Annotated in this window: 19 protein-coding genes, 1 pseudogene and 1 other annotated feature; of the genes and pseudogenes, 19 read left to right on the forward strand and 1 reads right to left on the reverse strand. The window is 41.4% G+C overall.

The window, feature by feature from the left end:
* The first annotated feature begins 28 nt into the window (after nt 1-28).
* The 8 genes from yabA to D7D53_RS03155 all read left to right on the forward strand — a co-directional run bounded on the left by yabA (nt 29) and on the right by D7D53_RS03155 (nt 6,452).
* On the forward strand, nt 29-346 hold the full coding sequence (gene yabA / locus D7D53_RS03115) for a DNA replication initiation control protein YabA (protein WP_000358227.1): 318 nt from the start codon (nt 29-31) through the stop codon (nt 344-346).
* Between the two features lie 2 nt (nt 347-348).
* Complete coding sequence (rsmI, locus tag D7D53_RS03120) at nt 349-1,227, forward strand: 16S rRNA (cytidine(1402)-2'-O)-methyltransferase (protein ID WP_120770094.1); 879 nt, start codon at nt 349-351, stop codon at nt 1,225-1,227.
* Between the two features lie 285 nt (nt 1,228-1,512).
* Nucleotides 1,513-2,847 (forward strand): methylenetetrahydrofolate--tRNA-(uracil(54)-C(5))-methyltransferase (FADH(2)-oxidizing) TrmFO, encoded by a 1,335-nt coding sequence (gene trmFO / locus D7D53_RS03130; RefSeq protein WP_000083709.1) that lies wholly within the window; start codon nt 1,513-1,515, stop codon nt 2,845-2,847.
* Nucleotides 2,848-2,930: 83 nt separating this feature from the next.
* The gene (pyrH, locus tag D7D53_RS03135) at nt 2,931-3,668 is read left to right on the forward strand and encodes a UMP kinase (protein ID WP_000002996.1); all 738 of its coding nucleotides are present in this window, start codon (nt 2,931-2,933) and stop codon (nt 3,666-3,668) included.
* A gap of 8 nt (nt 3,669-3,676) precedes the next feature.
* Complete coding sequence (frr, locus tag D7D53_RS03140) at nt 3,677-4,234, forward strand: ribosome recycling factor (protein WP_001262225.1); 558 nt, start codon at nt 3,677-3,679, stop codon at nt 4,232-4,234.
* Between the two features lie 59 nt (nt 4,235-4,293).
* On the forward strand, nt 4,294-5,148 hold the full coding sequence (gene cvfB, locus D7D53_RS03145; RefSeq protein ID WP_120164223.1) for an RNA-binding virulence regulatory protein CvfB: 855 nt from the start codon (nt 4,294-4,296) through the stop codon (nt 5,146-5,148).
* 8 nt (nt 5,149-5,156) lie between these two features.
* Nucleotides 5,157-5,372, forward strand: coding sequence for a YozE family protein (locus tag D7D53_RS03150; RefSeq protein WP_120164222.1), 216 nt, complete (start codon nt 5,157-5,159; stop codon nt 5,370-5,372).
* A gap of 84 nt (nt 5,373-5,456) precedes the next feature.
* Complete coding sequence (locus D7D53_RS03155; RefSeq protein ID WP_120770096.1) at nt 5,457-6,452, forward strand: PhoH family protein; 996 nt, start codon at nt 5,457-5,459, stop codon at nt 6,450-6,452.
* A 56-nt stretch (nt 6,453-6,508) separates the two neighbouring features.
* Here D7D53_RS03155 and ald read toward each other — a convergent pair whose 3' ends face one another.
* Entirely contained in the window at nt 6,509-7,621 is a 1,113-nt protein-coding gene (ald, locus tag D7D53_RS03160; protein WP_120770097.1) for an alanine dehydrogenase, read from the reverse strand.
* A gap of 134 nt (nt 7,622-7,755) precedes the next feature.
* Here ald and D7D53_RS03165 point away from each other — a divergent pair.
* The 11 genes and pseudogenes from D7D53_RS03165 to D7D53_RS03215 all read left to right on the forward strand — a co-directional run.
* Nucleotides 7,756-7,839, forward strand: a pseudogene (locus D7D53_RS03165) (GNAT family N-acetyltransferase); the annotation flags it as partial.
* Between the two features lie 66 nt (nt 7,840-7,905).
* Entirely contained in the window at nt 7,906-8,556 is a 651-nt protein-coding gene (locus tag D7D53_RS03170) for a helix-hairpin-helix domain-containing protein (protein WP_120770098.1), read from the forward strand.
* Entirely contained in the window at nt 8,540-10,780 is a 2,241-nt protein-coding gene (locus D7D53_RS03175) for a DNA internalization-related competence protein ComEC/Rec2 (protein WP_120770099.1), read from the forward strand. The genes D7D53_RS03170 and D7D53_RS03175 overlap by 17 nt, the downstream gene beginning before the upstream one ends.
* A 72-nt stretch (nt 10,781-10,852) precedes the next feature.
* Nucleotides 10,853-10,984 (forward strand) — a sequence feature (ribosomal protein L20 leader region).
* A gap of 15 nt (nt 10,985-10,999) precedes the next feature.
* Complete coding sequence (gene infC / locus D7D53_RS03180; protein ID WP_000848180.1) at nt 11,000-11,530, forward strand: translation initiation factor IF-3; 531 nt, start codon at nt 11,000-11,002, stop codon at nt 11,528-11,530.
* Nucleotides 11,531-11,562: 32 nt separating this feature from the next.
* Nucleotides 11,563-11,763 carry a 50S ribosomal protein L35 gene (gene rpmI / locus D7D53_RS03185; RefSeq protein WP_001125943.1) on the forward strand — a complete coding sequence of 67 codons (201 nt, stop codon included), beginning with the start codon at nt 11,563-11,565 and terminating at the stop codon, nt 11,761-11,763.
* 51 nt (nt 11,764-11,814) lie between these two features.
* Entirely contained in the window at nt 11,815-12,174 is a 360-nt protein-coding gene (gene rplT, locus D7D53_RS03190) for a 50S ribosomal protein L20 (RefSeq protein ID WP_120770100.1), read from the forward strand.
* A gap of 58 nt (nt 12,175-12,232) precedes the next feature.
* Nucleotides 12,233-12,613 (forward strand): lactoylglutathione lyase, encoded by a 381-nt coding sequence (gloA, locus tag D7D53_RS03195; protein WP_000157153.1) that lies wholly within the window; start codon nt 12,233-12,235, stop codon nt 12,611-12,613.
* 248 nt (nt 12,614-12,861) lie between these two features.
* Nucleotides 12,862-13,662 carry a dihydroorotate dehydrogenase electron transfer subunit gene (locus tag D7D53_RS03200; protein WP_120770101.1) on the forward strand — a complete coding sequence of 267 codons (801 nt, stop codon included), beginning with the start codon at nt 12,862-12,864 and terminating at the stop codon, nt 13,660-13,662.
* Nucleotides 13,625-14,611 (forward strand): dihydroorotate dehydrogenase, encoded by a 987-nt coding sequence (locus D7D53_RS03205; RefSeq protein ID WP_162927865.1) that lies wholly within the window; start codon nt 13,625-13,627, stop codon nt 14,609-14,611. Before D7D53_RS03200 ends, D7D53_RS03205 begins: the two co-directional genes overlap by 38 nt.
* Before the next feature lie 127 nt (nt 14,612-14,738).
* Entirely contained in the window at nt 14,739-16,817 is a 2,079-nt protein-coding gene (locus D7D53_RS03210; protein ID WP_120770103.1) for a glucosaminidase domain-containing protein, read from the forward strand.
* Nucleotides 16,818-16,956: 139 nt separating this feature from the next.
* Nucleotides 16,957-17,277 carry a PadR family transcriptional regulator gene (locus tag D7D53_RS03215; RefSeq protein ID WP_000665422.1) on the forward strand — a complete coding sequence of 107 codons (321 nt, stop codon included), beginning with the start codon at nt 16,957-16,959 and terminating at the stop codon, nt 17,275-17,277.
* The last annotated feature ends 1 nt before the right edge of the window (nt 17,278 follow it).

Below are 17,278 nucleotides of genomic sequence, written 5' to 3' on the forward strand. Positions count from 1 at the left end.
AATGATAAAGAAAGGAAAGGGCTGTTTTATGGACAAAAAAGAATTATTTGACGCGCTGGATGATTTTTCCCAACAGTTATTGGTAACCTTGGCCGATGTGGAAGCCATCAAGAAAAATCTCAAGAGCCTGGTAGAGGAAAATACAGCTCTTCGTTTGGAAAATAGTAAGTTGCGCGAACGTTTGGGTGAGGTGGAAGCAGACGCTCCTGTCAAGGCTAAGCATGTTCGTGAAAGTGTCCGTCGAATTTATAAAGATGGTTTTCACGTATGTAATGATTTTTATGGACAACGTCGAGAGCAGGATGAGGAATGTATGTTCTGTGACGAGTTGTTATACAGGGAGTAGGCATGCAGATTCAAAAAAGTTTTAAGGGGCAGTCTCCCTACGGCAAGCTGTACCTAGTTGCAACGCCGATTGGCAATCTAGACGATATGACCTTTCGAGCTATCCAGACCTTGAAAGAAGTGGACTGGATTGCTGCTGAGGACACGCGCAATACGGGGCTTTTGCTCAAGCATTTTGATATTTCCACCAAGCAGATTAGTTTTCATGAGCACAATGCCAAGGAAAAGATTCCTGATTTGATTGGTTTCTTGAAAGCAGGGCAAAGTATTGCTCAGGTATCGGATGCAGGTTTGCCAAGCATCTCAGACCCTGGTCATGATTTGGTTAAGGTAGCCATTGAGGAAGAAATTGCAGTTGTCACCGTTCCAGGTGCCTCTGCAGGGATTTCTGCCTTGATTGCCAGTGGTTTAGCGCCACAGCCACATATCTTTTACGGCTTTTTACCGAGAAAATCAGGCCAGCAAAAGCAATTTTTCGACTCGAAAAAAGACTATCCTGAAACTCAGATTTTCTATGAATCGCCCCATCGTGTAGCTGATACGTTGGAAAATATGCTAGCAGTTTATGGCGACCGCTTGGTGGTCTTGGTTAGAGAATTGACCAAAATCTATGAAGAATACCAAAGAGGTACCATTTCTGAATTGCTGGAAAGTATCGCTGCAACGCCACTCAAGGGCGAATGCCTTCTCATTGTTGAAGGTGCCAGCCAAGATGTGGAGGAAAAAGATGAGGAGGACTTGTTCTTAGAAATCCAAGCCCGTATCCAGCAAGGTATGAAGAAAAATCAAGCTATCAAGGAAGTCGCTAAGATTTACCAGTGGAATAAGAGTCAACTCTATGCTGCCTACCACGAATGGGAAGAAAATCAAGAAAATGACTAAACAGGGAAGTTTGCCTTCTTCCCTTTTTTTGTTATACTAGTAGAAGAAAAAATTAGAAAGATTTGTGGGAGTGAAAAAGTCCGGGGGACTTTTTCAGCCTGAGCCAAGAAACTCGAAAGCGAAGTAAGTCCTGTGGACTTTTTCAGCCTGAGCCAAGAAATTCGAGAGCGAGGAAAGTCCAGTGGACTTTTTCAGCTTGAGCCAAGAAACTCGAAAGCGAAGTAAGTCCGATTGGCTTTTTCAATGTGAAACTTGTCTTCACACTCCCAAAGAGGTATTAGTGTCGTGTCTCAATCTTATATCAATGTTATCGGTGCTGGTTTGGCAGGTTCTGAAGCTGCCTACCAAATTGCAGAACGTGGTATTCCAGTTAAACTTTATGAAATGCGTGGTGTCAAGTCAACACCCCAGCACAAAACAGACAATTTTGCTGAGTTGGTTTGCTCCAATTCTCTTCGCGGTGATGCTCTGACTAATGCTGTCGGGCTTCTCAAGGAAGAAATGCGTCGCTTGGGTTCTGTTATTTTGGAATCTGCTGAAGCAACCCGTGTTCCTGCAGGAGGTGCGCTTGCGGTGGACCGAGATGGTTTCTCTCAAATGGTGACCGAAAAAGTGGCTAACCACCCTTTGATTGAAGTGGTGCGTGATGAAATTACAGAATTGCCGACAGATGTTATTACAGTTGTGGCGACTGGTCCTTTGACAAGTGATGCCTTGGCTGAAAAAATTCATGCCCTTAATGATGGCGATGGTTTCTATTTCTACGATGCGGCAGCGCCTATTATCGATGTCAATACTATCGATATGAGCAAGGTTTATCTTAAGTCTCGTTATGATAAGGGGGAAGCGGCCTACCTCAATGCCCCTATGACCAAGCAAGAGTTTATGGATTTCCATGAAGCCTTGGTCAATGCGGAAGAAGCTCCGCTTAATTCTTTCGAAAAGGAAAAGTATTTTGAAGGTTGTATGCCTATCGAAGTTATGGCCAAGCGTGGTATTAAAACCATGCTTTATGGTCCTATGAAGCCAGTGGGGCTTGAGTATCCGGACGACTATACTGGACCTCGTGATGGCGAATTTAAAACACCTTATGCGGTTGTGCAACTTCGTCAGGATAATGCAGCTGGTAGCCTCTATAATATCGTTGGTTTCCAGACCCACCTCAAATGGGGAGAACAAAAGCGTGTCTTCCAAATGATTCCAGGTCTTGAAAATGCGGAGTTTGTCCGTTATGGTGTCATGCACCGCAATTCTTATATGGATTCACCAAATCTTCTTGAACAGACCTATCGTTCTAAGAAACAACCAAATCTCTTCTTTGCTGGTCAGATGACGGGTGTGGAAGGCTATGTTGAGTCCGCAGCGTCAGGATTAGTTGCGGGAATTAATGCGGCTCGTCTCTTCAAGGGAGAAAGCGAGGCTATTTTCCCAGAAACAACAGCGATTGGAAGTTTAGCTCATTACATCACCCATGCCGACAGCAAGCATTTCCAACCAATGAATGTTAACTTTGGAATTATCAAGGAGTTGGAAGGCGAACGTATCCGTGATAAGAAGGCTCGTTATGAAAAAATTGCAGAGCGTGCCCTCAGTGATTTAGAGGAATTTTTAACAGTCTAATTTTTTTGAAAGAATTGCTCATGATACTATAAAAATCTTAGAAATTATGATAAAATAGGTAGGATAAAAAAAGGAGAGTGAAAATGGCGAATCCCAAGTATAAACGTATTTTAATCAAGTTATCAGGTGAAGCCCTTGCCGGTGAACGTGGCGTAGGGATTGATATCCAAACAGTTCAAACAATCGCAAAAGAGATTCAAGAAGTTCATAGCTTAGGTATCGAAATTGCCCTTGTTATCGGTGGAGGAAATCTTTGGCGTGGAGAACCTGCTGCTGAAGCGGGTATGGACCGCGTTCAGGCAGATTACACAGGAATGCTTGGGACTGTTATGAATGCTCTTGTGATGGCAGATTCATTGCAACAAGTTGGAGTTGATACACGTGTACAAACAGCTATTGCCATGCAACAAGTGGCAGAGCCTTATGTCCGTGGACGTGCCCTTCGTCATCTTGAAAAAGGCCGTATCGTTATCTTTGGTGCTGGAATTGGTTCACCTTACTTCTCAACAGATACAACAGCGGCTCTTCGTGCAGCTGAAATCGAAGCGGATGCTATCCTTATGGCTAAAAATGGCGTAGATGGTGTTTACAATGCCGATCCTAAGAAGGACAAGACAGCTGTTAAATTTGAAGAATTGACCCACCGTGATGTTATTAACAAAGGTCTTCGTATCATGGACTCAACAGCTTCAACCCTCTCAATGGATAACGACATTGACTTGGTTGTCTTCAACATGAACCAACCAGGCAACATCAAACGTGTCGTATTTGGTGAAAATATCGGAACAACAGTTTCAAATAATATCGAAGAAAAGGAATAAGAAAGATTATGGCTAACGCAATTATTGAAAAAGCTAAAGAGAGAATGACCCAGTCTCACCAATCACTTGCTCGTGAATTTGGTGGTATCCGTGCTGGTCGTGCCAATGCAAGCTTGCTCGACCGTGTACATGTAGAATACTATGGAGTCGAAACTCCTCTTAACCAAATCGCTTCAATTACCATTCCAGAAGCGCGTGTTTTGTTGGTAACACCATTTGACAAGTCTTCATTGAAAGACATCGAACGTGCCTTGAATGCCTCTGATCTTGGTATCACACCAGCTAACGACGGTTCTGTGATCCGCTTGGTTATCCCAGCTCTTACAGAAGAAACTCGTCGTGATCTTGCTAAAGAAGTGAAGAAGGTCGGTGAAAATGCTAAAGTGGCTGTCCGCAATATCCGTCGTGATGCTATGGACGAAGCTAAGAAACAAGAAAAAGCAAAAGAAATCACTGAAGACGAATTGAAGACTCTTGAAAAAGACATTCAAAAAGTAACAGACGATGCTGTCAAACACATCGACGACATGACTGCCAACAAAGAGAAAGAACTTTTGGAAGTCTAAAAATAAACAGAAAAACTCAGTTGGCATTGCTGGCTGAGTTTTATTCGAAAGAAGGAAATATGAATACAAATCTTGCAAGTTTTATCGTTGGACTTATCATCGATGAAAATGATCGTTTCTACTTTGTGCAAAAGGATGGTCAGACCTATGCACTTTCCAAGGAAGAAGGTCAACATACGGTAGGTGATACGGTCAAAGGTTTTGCTTACACGGATATGAAGCAAAAACTCCGCTTGACCACTCTAGAAGTGACTGCTACTCAGGACCAATTTGGTTGGGGGACTGTAACAGAAGTTCGTAAAGATTTGGGTGTTTTTGTAGATACAGGTCTTCCTGACAAGGAAATCGTGGTGTCACTCGATATTCTCCCTGAGCTCAAGGAACTCTGGCCTAAGAAGGGTGACCAACTCTACATCCGTCTTGAAGTGGACAAGAAAGACCGTATCTGGGGACTCTTGGCCTATCAAGAAGACTTCCAACGTCTGGCTCGTCCTGCCTACAACAACATGCAGAACCAAAACTGGCCAGCTATTGTATACCGTCTCAAGCTGTCAGGAACTTTTGTTTACCTGCCAGAAAATAACATGCTTGGCTTTATCCATCCTAGCGAGCGCTATGTAGAGCCACGTTTGGGTCAAGTTTTAGATGCGCGTGTTATTGGTTTCCGTGAAGTGGACCGTACCTTGAACCTTTCCCTCAAACCACGTTCTTTTGAAATGTTGGAAAATGATGCTCAGATGATTTTGACTTACTTGGAAAGCAATGGCGGTTTTATGACCTTGAATGATAAGTCATCCCCTGAGGATATCAAGGCAACCTTTGGTATTTCTAAAGGTCAGTTCAAGAAAGCACTCGGTGGTTTGATGAAGGCTGGCAAAATCAAGCAAGACCAGTTTGGGACAGAGTTGATCTAGGGTGACTTATGAGAAAATCATTTTACACTTGGCTCATGACTGAGCGCAATCCTAAAAGTAATAGTCCCAAAGCTATCTTGGCAGACCTCGCTTTTGAAGAATCAGCATTTCCGAAACACACAGATGATTTTGATGAGGTGAGTCGCTTTTTGGAGGAGAACGCTAGTTTCTCTTTCAACTTAGGAGACTTTGACGCTATCTGGCAAGAATACTTAGAACACTAGCATGATTCACTAGGTTTGGGCTAGTAATTTCTCCACCCCTTTGCTATAATAAAAAGAAATAAAAGGATTAGAGAGGTTCTTTATTTGAAGGAACATTCAATAGACATTCAACTGAGTCATCCAGATGACTTGTTTCATCTTTTTGGTTCCAATGAACGCCATCTTCGTTTGATGGAAGAAGAGCTTGATGTTGTGATTCATGCTCGTACGGAGATTGTCCAAGTTTTGGGAGAAGAGTCTGCTTGCGAGGAAGCCCGTCAGGTTATTCAGGCTTTGATGGTCTTGGTAAATCGTGGGATGACCGTTGGTACGCCAGATGTGGTGACTGCAATTAGCATGGTCAAAAACGATGAAATTGATAAGTTTGTCGCCCTTTACGAAGAAGAAATCATCAAGGACAATACAGGGAAGCCTATCCGTGTCAAAACATTGGGTCAAAAACTTTATGTGGATAGTGTTAAACAGCACGATGTGACCTTTGGAATTGGGCCAGCAGGTACAGGGAAGACCTTTCTTGCAGTGACCTTGGCTGTGACAGCTCTTAAACGTGGTCAGGTTAAGCGGATTATCCTAACACGCCCGGCAGTGGAAGCTGGCGAGAGTCTAGGTTTTCTTCCGGGTGATCTTAAAGAGAAGGTAGATCCTTACCTTCGACCTGTTTATGATGCCTTGTATCAGATTCTGGGAAAAGACCAAACAACCCGACTCATGGAGCGTGAAATTATCGAGATTGCACCCCTTGCCTATATGCGTGGCCGAACCTTGGATGATGCTTTTGTCATTCTCGATGAGGCGCAAAACACGACCATCATGCAGATGAAGATGTTCTTGACTCGTTTAGGTTTTAATTCTAAGATGATTGTCAATGGAGATATCAGTCAGATTGACCTGCCACGTAATGTCAAGTCAGGTTTGATTGATGCCCAAGAGAAACTCAAGAACATCCATCAGATTGACTTTGTTCATTTTTCAGCCAAAGATGTAGTTCGCCATCCTGTTGTTGCTCAGATTATCAGAGCTTATGAACCAGTACCAGTTAAAAATGAAGAGAGTGAAGAAGTCCAAGAAGAAACAGAATAGCAAAAAAGAGCAGTTCAGGTGGAATTGCTCTTTCTTTTATCTGCTAATTAGATTTTTTAGATTAGTTCGTCAATTGGAGTATGTTTTTTATCGAGACCTTGGGCTACTGGAAGACTGGTTAAGTAACCTTGATAAGTGGTAACACCTTGGCGCAAGCCCTCATCTTCAGAGATTGCTTGTGCGAATCCTTTGCCAGCCAAAGATTCGATATAAGGAAGAGTGACATTGGTTAGGGCGATGGTTGAAGTACGAGCAACCGCTCCGGGGATGTTGGCAACGGCATAGTGGAGCACACTGTGTTTTTCATAGACAGGTTCATCGTGCGTTGTCACACGGTCAGCTGTCTCGATAACGCCACCTTGGTCAACGGCAACGTCAACGATGACTGATCCTGGACGCATTTGTTTGACCATCTCATCTGTCACCAATTTTGGTGCTTTGGAACCAGGAATGAGAACCGCTCCAATAACAACATCCGCATCTCTCACACTGGCTTCGATGTTGAATGAATTGGACATGAGAGTTTGAATTTGGTGGCCAAAGATCTCCTCTAAAACGGAGAGACGTTTAGCACTGATATCAAGGATGGTTACTTGAGCTCCCAATCCTAAAGCGATGCGGGCAGCATGGGTCCCTACGACACCGCCACCGATGATGGTTACTTTCCCTTTAGGTACACCCGGTACACCACCCAGTAGGACACCAGAACCTCCTGCTTGCTTAGTTAGGAAATGAGCACCGATTTGGACTGCCATACGGCCTGCAACCTCACTCATAGGAACGAGGAGTGGTAACTGACCTTGGGAATCACGAACAGTTTCATAGGCAATCCCTGTTGTTTTTGCTGCTAGCATAGCATCTGCTAATTCAGGCGCAGCGGCCATGTGCAAGTAGGTGAAGAGAAGCAGGTCTTCACGCAAGTACTCATATTCAGAAGGTAATGGTTCTTTTACTTTCACGACTAACTCTGCAGCCCAAGCTTCACCAGCAGTAGCGACAATCTCAGCTCCTTGCTTTTGATAGTCAGCATCAGTAAATCCTGAACTGAGACCAGCATTTGTTTCGATAAGGACGCGATGACCACGACCGACTAAGCTGTGGACACCAGCAGGTGTGAGGGCAACACGGTTTTCATTATTCTTAATTTCTTTTGGAATTCCGATTAACATAGAGAAAAACTCCCTTTCTATTGACGGGTTGTAAATGATTTATCACATTATCTATAAAATAAGGTGATGATTTTATTCTATATGAAACCGCTTTAAAAAGCAAGAGAAACTTGTTGTAAACTATCTATAAGGACAGATTGGACCAAAAAGAACCAGAAAGAATCGTTACAAGAATTCATTATGTCTTGACTAAGGAAGATTATTTTGCGAATAAATAAGCAGTTGAGAAGAAATTTTCAACTGTTTTTTCTTCCTCTTACGAATAATCTAAGAGAGGAGAAAATATGGAAGCAATTATCGAGAAAATCAAAGAGTATAAAATCATTGTCATCTGTACTGGTCTGGGCTTGCTTGTCGGCGGATTTTTCCTGCTAAAACCAGTTCCACACACACCTGTCAAAGAAACGAATTTGCAGGCTGAAGTTGCAGCTGTTTCCAATGATTCGGTATCCGAAAAGGAAGTGAAGAAGGAAGAAGAGGAAGAACCTGTTGAACAAGATCTAATCACAGTAGATGTGAAAGGCGCTGTCAAATCACCAGGGATTTATGATTTGCCTGTAGGTAGTCGGGTCAATGATGCTGTTCAGAAGGCTGGTGGCTTGACAGAGCAAGCAGACAGCAAGGCACTCAATCTAGCTCAGAAAGTTAGTGATGAGGCTCTGGTTTACGTTCCAACTAAGGGAGAAGAATCGGCTAGTCAACAGGCAGGTTCTGGAGCGCCTTCTTCAACAAGCAAGGAAAAGAAGGTAAATCTTAACAAGGCCAGTCTGGAAGAGCTTAAACAGATTAAGGGACTGGGAGGAAAACGAGCTCAGGACATTATCGACCATCGTGAGTCAAATGGGAAATTCAAGTCGGTTGATGAACTCAAGAAAGTTTCTGGAATTGGTGCCAAGACCATAGAAAAGTTAAAAGATTATGTTACAGTGGATTAAGAATTTCCCCATGCCCCTAATTTACCTGAGTTTTCTGTTATTTTGGCTTTACTACGCTATTTTCTCAGCATCCTATCTTGCTTTGTTGGGCTTTGTTTTTCTGCTAGTCAGTCTTTTTTTCCAATTTCCTTGGAAACCTGCTAGCAAAGTTCTAGTGATTTGTGGAATCTTTGGTTTCTGGTTTCTGTTTCAAAATTGGCAACAGAGTCAAGCGAGTCAGAATTTGACGGATTCTGTTGAAAGGGTACGGATTTTGCCTGACACTATTAAGGTAAATGGCGATAGTCTGTCCTTTCGTGGTAAGTCTGATGGACGCATTTTTCAAGTCTATTATAAACTCCAGTCCGAGAATGAAAAAGAGCAATTTCAAGCCTTAACAGACCTTCATGAGATAGAACTAGAAGGAAAACTTTCGGAGCCAGAGGGGCAGAGGAATTTTGGTGGATTTAACTATCAAGCCTATCTGAAGACTCAGGGAATTTACCAGACTCTCAATATCAAAAAAATCCAGTCACTTCAAAAGGTTGGCAGTTGGGATATAGGAGAAAATCTGTCCAGTTTACGCCGTAAGGCTGTGGTTTGGATTAAGACGCACTTTCCAGACCCTATGCGCAATTACATGACGGGTCTTCTATTAGGACATCTGGACACAGATTTTGAGGAGATGAATGAGCTGTATTCCAGTCTAGGAATTATTCACCTTTTTGCCTTGTCGGGTATGCAGGTAGGATTTTTCATGGATGGATTTAAGAAACTACTCTTGCGATTGGGCTTGACCCAAGAAAAGTTGAAATGGCTGACCTATCCCTTTTCCATTCTCTATGCTGGTCTGACAGGATTTTCAACTTCGGTTATTCGCAGTCTCTTGCAAAAGCTACTGGCTCAACATGGGGTTAAGGGCTTTGATAATTTTGCCTTGACGGTCCTTGTCCTATTTATCATTATGCCTAACTTTTTCCTGACTGCAGGAGGAGTTTTGTCATGTGCTTATGCTTTTATCTTGACCATGACCAGCAAAGAAGGAGAAGGCCTCAAGGCTGTTGCTAGAGAAAGTCTAGTCATTTCCTTGGGAATATTACCCATCCTATCCTTCTATTTTGCAGAATTTCAGCCTTGGTCTATCCTTTTGACCTTTGTCTTTTCCTTTCTATTTGACTTGGTCTTCTTACCGCTCTTATCTATCATATTTGCCCTTTCCTTTCTCTATCCAGTCATTCAGCTGAATTTTATCTTTGAATGGTTGGAGGGAATGATTCGCTTGGTGTCGCAGGTGGCAAGTAGGCCTCTGGTCTTTGGACAACCCAATGCATGCCTTTTAATCCTATTGTTAATTTCCTTGGCTTTAGTTTATGATTTGAGGAAAAACATTAAAAGGCTAGCAGTATTGAGCTTATTGATTACAGGTCTCTTTTTCCTGACCAAGTATCCACTGGAAAATGAAATTACCATGCTGGATGTGGGGCAAGGGGAAAGTATTTTCCTACGGGATGTAACTGGGAAAACCATTCTCATAGATGTAGGTGGCAAGGCAGAATCTGATAAGAAAATCGAAAAATGGCAAGAAAAGGCGACGACCAGTAATGCCCAGCGAACCTTGATACCCTATCTCAAAAGTCGCGGAGTATCCAAGATTGACCAGCTAATTTTGACCAATACGGACAAGGAATATGTTGGAGATTTGTTGGAGGTGACCAAGGCTTTCCATGTAGCGGAGATTTTAGTGTCAAAAGGTAGTTTGAAACAGAAGGAATTTGTGGTAGAACTACAGGCAACTCAAACCAAGGTGCGCAGTTTGACAGTAGGAGAGAAGTTGACAATTTTTGGAAGTCAGTTAGAAGTCCTATCTCCAAGGAAAATTGGAGATGGAGGTCATGAAGATTCCCTGGTTTTGTATGGAAAACTCTTGGATAAAAACTTTCTTTTCACAGGAAATTTGGAGGAGAAGGGGGAGAAGGCATTGCTGAAGCAGTATCCTGACCTAGAAGTGGATGTTTTGAAAGCTGGCCAACATGGCTCTAAAAAATCATCAAGTTCAGCCTTTTTAGAACAGCTCAAACAAGAGATGACCCTCATCTCAGTTGGAAAGAACAATCGAACGAAACTCCCCCATCAGGAAACCTTGACACGACTAGAAGATATCAATAGCAAAGTTTACCGAACTGATCAGCAAGGAGCTATACGCTTTAAAGGGTGGAAAAATTGGAAAATCGAAACGGTTGGTTAATGAGCAGAAACTTTTCAAAAAAATAACTTTTTATCTTGACAAGGGCTAGAAAACTTGGTATCATATAAAAGTTGAGAAAAGCAGAAGTGAGAGCTTCTCGCCTTGTGACATTAAGTTGCCTGGCCCTACGGATGAAAAGTTTCTAAGAAACGCTATCATAACGTGCGGGCTTGTATATTTACGAGTCCGCTATTGTTTTTCTCTAATAAAACAAAAGAGGTGAAAACCATAGCAAAGCAAGACTTATTCATCAATGATGAGATTCGTGTACGTGAAGTTCGCTTGATTGGTCTTGAAGGAGAACAGCTAGGCATCAAGCCACTCAGTGAAGCGCAAGCTTTGGCTGATAACGCTAATGTTGACCTAGTATTGATTCAACCCCAAGCCAAACCGCCTGTTGCAAAAATTATGGACTACGGTAAGTTCAAATTTGAGTACCAGAAGAAGCAAAAAGAACAACGTAAAAAACAAAGTGTTGTTACTGTGAAAGAAGTTCGTCTAAGTCCAACTATTGACAAGGGTGACTTTGATACAAAACTTCGCAATGCACGCAAATTCCTTGAAAAAGGAAATAAAGTTAAGGTATCTATTCGCTTTAAGGGTCGTATGATTACCCATAAAGAGATTGGTGCAAAAGTTTTAGCCGAGTTTGCTGAAGCAACTCAAGATATTGCCATCATCGAACAACGTGCTAAAATGGATGGACGTCAAATGTTCATGCAATTGGCGCCAGCGACTGACAAAAAATAATTGTCAGAAAGTTAAATAAAGGAGAAAAAATCATGCCAAAACAAAAAACACACCGCGCATCAGCTAAACGTTTCAAACGTACAGGTTCTGGTGGACTTAAACGTTTCCGTGCTTACACTTCTCACCGTTTCCACGGAAAAACTAAGAAACAACGTCGTCATCTTCGTAAAGCATCTATGGTGCATTCAGGAGATTACAAACGTATCAAAGCAATGCTTACTCGCTTGAAATAATAGCTTGACTGTAAGTAAACAATTCTAGGAAATATTTGGAGGAAATAAAACATGGCACGTGTTAAAGGTGGCGTTGTATCACGCAAACGTCGTAAACGTATTCTTAAATTAGCAAAAGGTTACTATGGAGCTAAACACATCTTGTTCCGTACTGCAAAAGAACAAGTAATGAACTCTTACTACTATGCATACCGTGACCGTCGTCAGAAAAAACGTGACTTCCGCAAATTGTGGATCACTCGTATCAACGCGGCAGCTCGTATGAACGGACTTTCATACTCACAATTGATGCATGGTTTGAAATTGGCTGAGATCGAAGTTAACCGTAAAATGCTTTCTGACTTGGCTGTTAACGATGCAGCAGCTTTCACAGCTCTTGCAGATGCAGCTAAAGCAAAACTTGGTAAATAATAACTGATAAGACTGGAACAGGATTGTCCCAGTCTTTTTAAAAATAAAGGAGAAAAATATGGCTTCAAAAATGCTACATACTTGCTTGCGAGTAGAAAATCTTGAAAAATCAATCGCATTTTATCAAGATGCTTTTGGATTTAAAGAATTGCGTCGCAGAGATTTTCCAGACCATGCCTTCACGATTGTCTATCTAGGTCTTGAGGGTGATGACTATGAGTTGGAGTTGACTTATAACTACGATCATGGTCCTTATGTGGTTGGAGATGGATTTGCCCATATCGCCCTAAGTACACCTGATCTTGAGGCGCTTCATCAAGAGCATAGTGCCAAAGGTTATGAAGTGACTGAGCCAAATGGTCTACCAGGAACTGCACCAAACTATTACTTTGTCAAAGATCCTGATGGCTACAAGGTTGAAGTCATTCGTGAAAAATAATCTCGTGAAGTCAAGTGGAATGTTCGTTTTCTACTTGACTTTTTTTAGCTGAAAGAGTATACTAATAAAAATTTAACCTTTAAGGGGAGTCCAGAGAGACTCACAAGGTGTCAGATAAAAGAATAGTGCAATTTTCTAGAGGAGACTTTTTGAGTGTGCTCTCTTCTGTTGTACGATTTTAACTGAGGCCTTGCATTAGCAAGGTCTTTTCTTTGTCTGGTCCCCTTAAAATTTAAGGAGGAAAAGTCATGAATCCCACATGTAAGAAACGTTTGGGTGCAATTCGTTTGGAAACCATGAAGGTGGTTGCACAGGAGGAAATCGCGCCAGCAATCTTTGAATTAGTCCTAGAGGGGGAAATGGTTGAAGCCATGCGAGCAGGCCAATTTCTTCATCTGCGTGTGCCTGATGATGCCCATCTCTTGCGCCGTCCTATTTCAATTTCGTCTATCGATAAGGTTAAGAAGCAGTGTCATCTCATTTATCGGATTGAGGGAACTGGGACTGCTATTTTTTCAACCTTAAGTCGGGGAGATACTCTTGATGTGATGGGTCCTCAGGGAAATGGTTTTGACTTGTCTGACCTAGACGAGCAGAGCCAGGTTCTCTTAGTTGGAGGGGGGATTGGTGTACCTCCATTGCTTGAGGTGGCCAAGGAATTGCATGCGCGTGGTGTGAAAGTAGTGACAGTCCTAGGATTTGCTAATAAGGCTGCTGTTATTCTTGAAAAGGAATTAGCCCAATATGGGCAGGTCTTTGTAACGACAGATGATGGTTCTTATGGTGTCAAGGGAAATGTTTCCGTTGTTATCAATGATTTAGACAATCAATTTGATGCTGTTTACTCATGTGGGGCTCCAGGAATGATGAAGTATATCAATCAAACCTTTTATGACCACCCAAGAGCCTATCTATCTCTGGAATCTCGTATGGCTTGTGGGATGGGGGCTTGCTATGCCTGCGTCCTAAAAGTGCCAGAAAGCGAGACGGTTAGTCAACGCGTCTGTGAAGATGGCCCTGTTTTCCGCACAGGAACAGTTGTATTATAAGGAGAAAATCATGACTACAAATCGTTTACAAGTTTCTCTACCAGGCTTGGATTTGAAAAATCCGATTATTCCAGCATCAGGCTGTTTTGGTTTTGGTCAAGAGTATGCCAAGTACTATGATTTAGACCTTTTAGGTTCTATTATGATCAAGGCGACAACCCTTGAACCACGTTTTGGGAATCCAACTCCAAGGGTGGCAGAAACACCTGCTGGCATGCTCAATGCAATTGGCTTGCAAAATCCTGGTTTAGAGGTTGTTTTGGCTGAAAAGCTACCGTGGCTGGAAAGAGAATATCCAAATCTTCCTATTATTGCCAATGTAGCTGGTTTTTCAAAACAAGAGTATGCGGCTGTTTCTCATGGTATTTCCAAGGCAGCTAATGTGAAGGCTATTGAGCTCAATATTTCTTGTCCTAATGTTGACCACTGTAATCATGGACTCTTGATTGGTCAAGATCCAGATTTGGCTTATGATGTGGTGAAAGCAGCTGTGGAAGCCTCTGATGTGCCAGTTTATGTCAAATTAACCCCTAGTGTGACGGATATCGTCACCGTTGCAAAAGCTGCAGAAGATGCAGGAGCAAGTGGCTTGACCATGATTAATACTCTGGTTGGTATGCGTTTTGACCTCAAAACCAGAAAACCAATCTTGGCCAATGGAACAGGTGGAATGTCTGGTCCAGCAGTCTTTCCAGTTGCCCTCAAGCTTATCCGCCAAGTTGCCCAATCAACAGACCTGCCTATCATTGGAATGGGAGGAGTGGATTCGGCTGAAGCTGCCCTAGAAATGTATCTGGCAGGAGCATCTGCTATTGGAGTTGGAACAGCCAACTTTACCAATCCTTATGCCTGCCCTGATATCATCGAAAATCTGCCAAAAGCCATGGACAAATACGGCATTAGCAGTCTGGAAGATTTACGCAAGGAAGTAAAAACCAGCCTTAGATAAGCTAGACCATCCTTATTGTTAATAAGAAATAGAATTTTCATCATTTTGTAATATTTTCTTCTTTTAACTATGTTAAAATAAAGTTAATTACGAATGATGTAGACGAATATCTACTTAGGGGAGTAAAATGAAGAGAACACTACTTGTAAGCACGGCAGTGCTTGCATTGGCAATTGTGCCCACAACATCAGTCTTTGCTGAAGATAGTAAAACAACGGACCAAAGTCAAACGACGAATAAGAATCAATCTGTGGACAAAAATCAGTCTAAAGATAAAAATCAGACTCCAGCTTCAGAAGAGAAAAAAGTTGTTGAAAATACAAAGAATGAAACTGAAAAGACGGAAAAAAAGAAAGAACCAGTTGTTGTAAAAGAAAATAATTCTAAAAAAGAGGCTATTTCAAATAAAGAAAAAGTTGAAGAAGCTCATAAGAATGGTTGGCAGAAAGAGCATGGGAAATGGCTTTTTTATGAGAATAATCAACCAATCAAAAATTGGAAAAAAATTGCGGGTGTCTGGTATTTATTTGATCAACATGGAATCATGGCCAGCAATACTATTGTTAATGACTATGCTTTTCAAAATAGTGGAGCAATGGTAGAAAATTCCTGGGTAAAAATTGCGGATAAATGGTACTATGCTACAGATTCAGGAAAGATTGTTCGTAATAGATGGGAAAAAATTAGCAATGTTTGGTATTACTTCAAGCAAGATGGAGTTATGGCTAGCAATGTTCTAGTGAACGATTATCTTCTTAATAGTAGTGGAGCAATGGCTCAAAATGCTTGGGTGAAGATTACTGATAAATGGTATTATGCTACAGATTCAGGAAAGATCCTTCGTAATAAATGGGAAAAGATTAAGGGCACATGGTACTATTTTAACAGTGATGGTGTGATGGCTAGTAATCAGTGGAAAGATGATTACTATCTAAAAAATAGTGGAGCAATGGCTCAGAATGCTTGGGTGAAGATTACTGATAAATGGTATTATGCTACAGATTCAGGAAAAATCCTTCGTAATAAATGGGAAAAGATTAAGGGCACATGGTACTATTTTAACAGTGATGGTGTGATGGCTAGTAATCAGTGGAAAGATGCTTACTATCTAAAGAATAGTGGAGCAATGGCTGAAAAAGAATGGATTTTTGATAAATCTTATAATAGCTGGTTTTACCTAAAATCAGGTGGTGCTTATGCTTCACGTGAATGGATTGGTGCTTATTACCTCAAATCTGGTGGTTATATGGCCAAGAATGAATGGATTTTTGATCCTAACTACAATGCATGGTACTACCTGAAAGAAGATGGAAGCTATGTTACTGGTAGTTTTAATATTAAAAATAAGGAGTATTTCTTCCAGAGTAATGGAAAGTGGATTCAAAGTCCAAAATATTTTAAGGTTAAACCAATCACAGCCTATATTTATAGCGAATCAGGAGATATTTTGAGCTATGTCAATCAGGGAAGTATTGTGACCTATGATGGCTCTAAAAGCAAGGGTAGTCGTCTAGCTGTTTCAATATCAGGCTTGTCCGGTTATATGAATCAAAGTGATTTGGCTTTAGTTGATGAAGGAAGTGAGTTTATTCCTCACTATACTACAGATGGAAGATTCCTATACCATGAACTTTCTCCATACACTAGTATACGGGTAGCTCCACATACTTCAGCTATGAAAATTGGTAAGAAGTATTATTCAAAGGATGGAGAACATTTCGATGGGTTTACTATCAAAAATCGTTTCCTTTTCAAGAATTTAACTGAACCAACCAACTATAGTGCGGATGAATTAAATAGAGTTTATTCGATGATGAATATCCGAAACAGCCGTCTTGCTGGTAAAGGAGCAATTTTTAAAGAAGCTGAAAAACGTTATGGTGTCAATGCTCTCTATTTAATGGCTCACAGTGCGCTAGAAAGTGCTTGGGGACGTAGCCAAATTGCTAATGATAAAAATAACTTCTTCGGTATAGCTGCTTACGATACCAGTCCCTATGATTCAGCTAAGAAATTTGATGATGTAGACAAAGGAATTCTTGGTGCGGCCAAGTGGATTCGTGAGAACTATATTGACCGTGGAAGAGATCATCTTGGAAATAAAGCGACAGGAATGAATGTACGCTATGCATCAGATCCGTACTGGGGTGAAAAAATAGCTAGTATCATGATGAATATTAACAGTCGACTTGGTGGAAAAGATTAAAAGATAAGCAACGATAACTGCTGAAAAGTGGTTGTCGTTTTTTTATTTAACTATTATGCTTTACAAACTAGTGTGAAAGTGGTATATTATAGATGAAGTCACTAGTAGGTATTACCAAATAGATTAGAAGGGAGAAGGGATGAAAGAAACTCAACTATTAAAAGGTGTTCTTGAAGGTTGTGTCTTGGATATGATTGGTCAAAAAGAGCGGTATGGTTATGAGTTGGTTCAGACTCTACGAGAGGCTGGATTTGACACTATAGTTCCAGGAACTATTTATCCTTTGTTGCAAAAGTTAGAAAAAAATCAATGGATAAGAGGCGATATGCGCCCGTCGCCAGATGGTCCAGATCGGAAGTATTTTTCGTTAACGAAAGAAGGAGAAGAGCGTGTTTCGGTCTTTTGGCAACAATGGGACGATTTGAGTCAAAAAGTAGAAGGAATTAAGAATGGGGGTTAAA

The organism is Streptococcus gwangjuense, from assembly GCF_003627155.1.
GTDB classification, from domain to species: Bacteria; Bacillota; Bacilli; order Lactobacillales; family Streptococcaceae; genus Streptococcus; species Streptococcus gwangjuensis.

Excerpts from the sequence above, each read along its gene's own strand:
- D7D53_RS03215 (WP_000665422.1), top strand. The coding sequence starts at position 16,957 with ATGAAAGAAACTCAACTATTAAAAGGTGTTCTTGAAGGTTGTGTCTTG.
- D7D53_RS03210 (WP_120770103.1), top strand. The coding sequence starts at position 14,739 with ATGAAGAGAACACTACTTGTAAGCACGGCAGTGCTTGCATTGGCAATT.
- pyrH (WP_000002996.1), top strand. The coding sequence starts at position 2,931 with ATGGCGAATCCCAAGTATAAACGTATTTTAATCAAGTTATCAGGTGAA.
- gloA (WP_000157153.1), top strand. The coding sequence starts at position 12,233 with ATGGCTTCAAAAATGCTACATACTTGCTTGCGAGTAGAAAATCTTGAA.
- D7D53_RS03170 (WP_120770098.1), top strand. The coding sequence starts at position 7,906 with ATGGAAGCAATTATCGAGAAAATCAAAGAGTATAAAATCATTGTCATC.
- frr (WP_001262225.1), top strand. The coding sequence starts at position 3,677 with ATGGCTAACGCAATTATTGAAAAAGCTAAAGAGAGAATGACCCAGTCT.
- rpmI (WP_001125943.1), top strand. The coding sequence starts at position 11,563 with ATGCCAAAACAAAAAACACACCGCGCATCAGCTAAACGTTTCAAACGT.
- rplT (WP_120770100.1), top strand. The coding sequence starts at position 11,815 with ATGGCACGTGTTAAAGGTGGCGTTGTATCACGCAAACGTCGTAAACGT.
- cvfB (WP_120164223.1), top strand. The coding sequence starts at position 4,294 with ATGAATACAAATCTTGCAAGTTTTATCGTTGGACTTATCATCGATGAA.
- D7D53_RS03200 (WP_120770101.1), top strand. The coding sequence starts at position 12,862 with ATGAATCCCACATGTAAGAAACGTTTGGGTGCAATTCGTTTGGAAACC.
- D7D53_RS03205 (WP_162927865.1), top strand. The coding sequence starts at position 13,625 with ATGGCCCTGTTTTCCGCACAGGAACAGTTGTATTATAAGGAGAAAATC.
- rsmI (WP_120770094.1), top strand. The coding sequence starts at position 349 with ATGCAGATTCAAAAAAGTTTTAAGGGGCAGTCTCCCTACGGCAAGCTG.
- yabA (WP_000358227.1), top strand. The coding sequence starts at position 29 with ATGGACAAAAAAGAATTATTTGACGCGCTGGATGATTTTTCCCAACAG.
- D7D53_RS03175 (WP_120770099.1), top strand. The coding sequence starts at position 8,540 with ATGTTACAGTGGATTAAGAATTTCCCCATGCCCCTAATTTACCTGAGT.
- ald (WP_120770097.1), bottom strand. The coding sequence starts at position 7,621 with ATGTTAATCGGAATTCCAAAAGAAATTAAGAATAATGAAAACCGTGTT.
- D7D53_RS03150 (WP_120164222.1), top strand. The coding sequence starts at position 5,157 with ATGAGAAAATCATTTTACACTTGGCTCATGACTGAGCGCAATCCTAAA.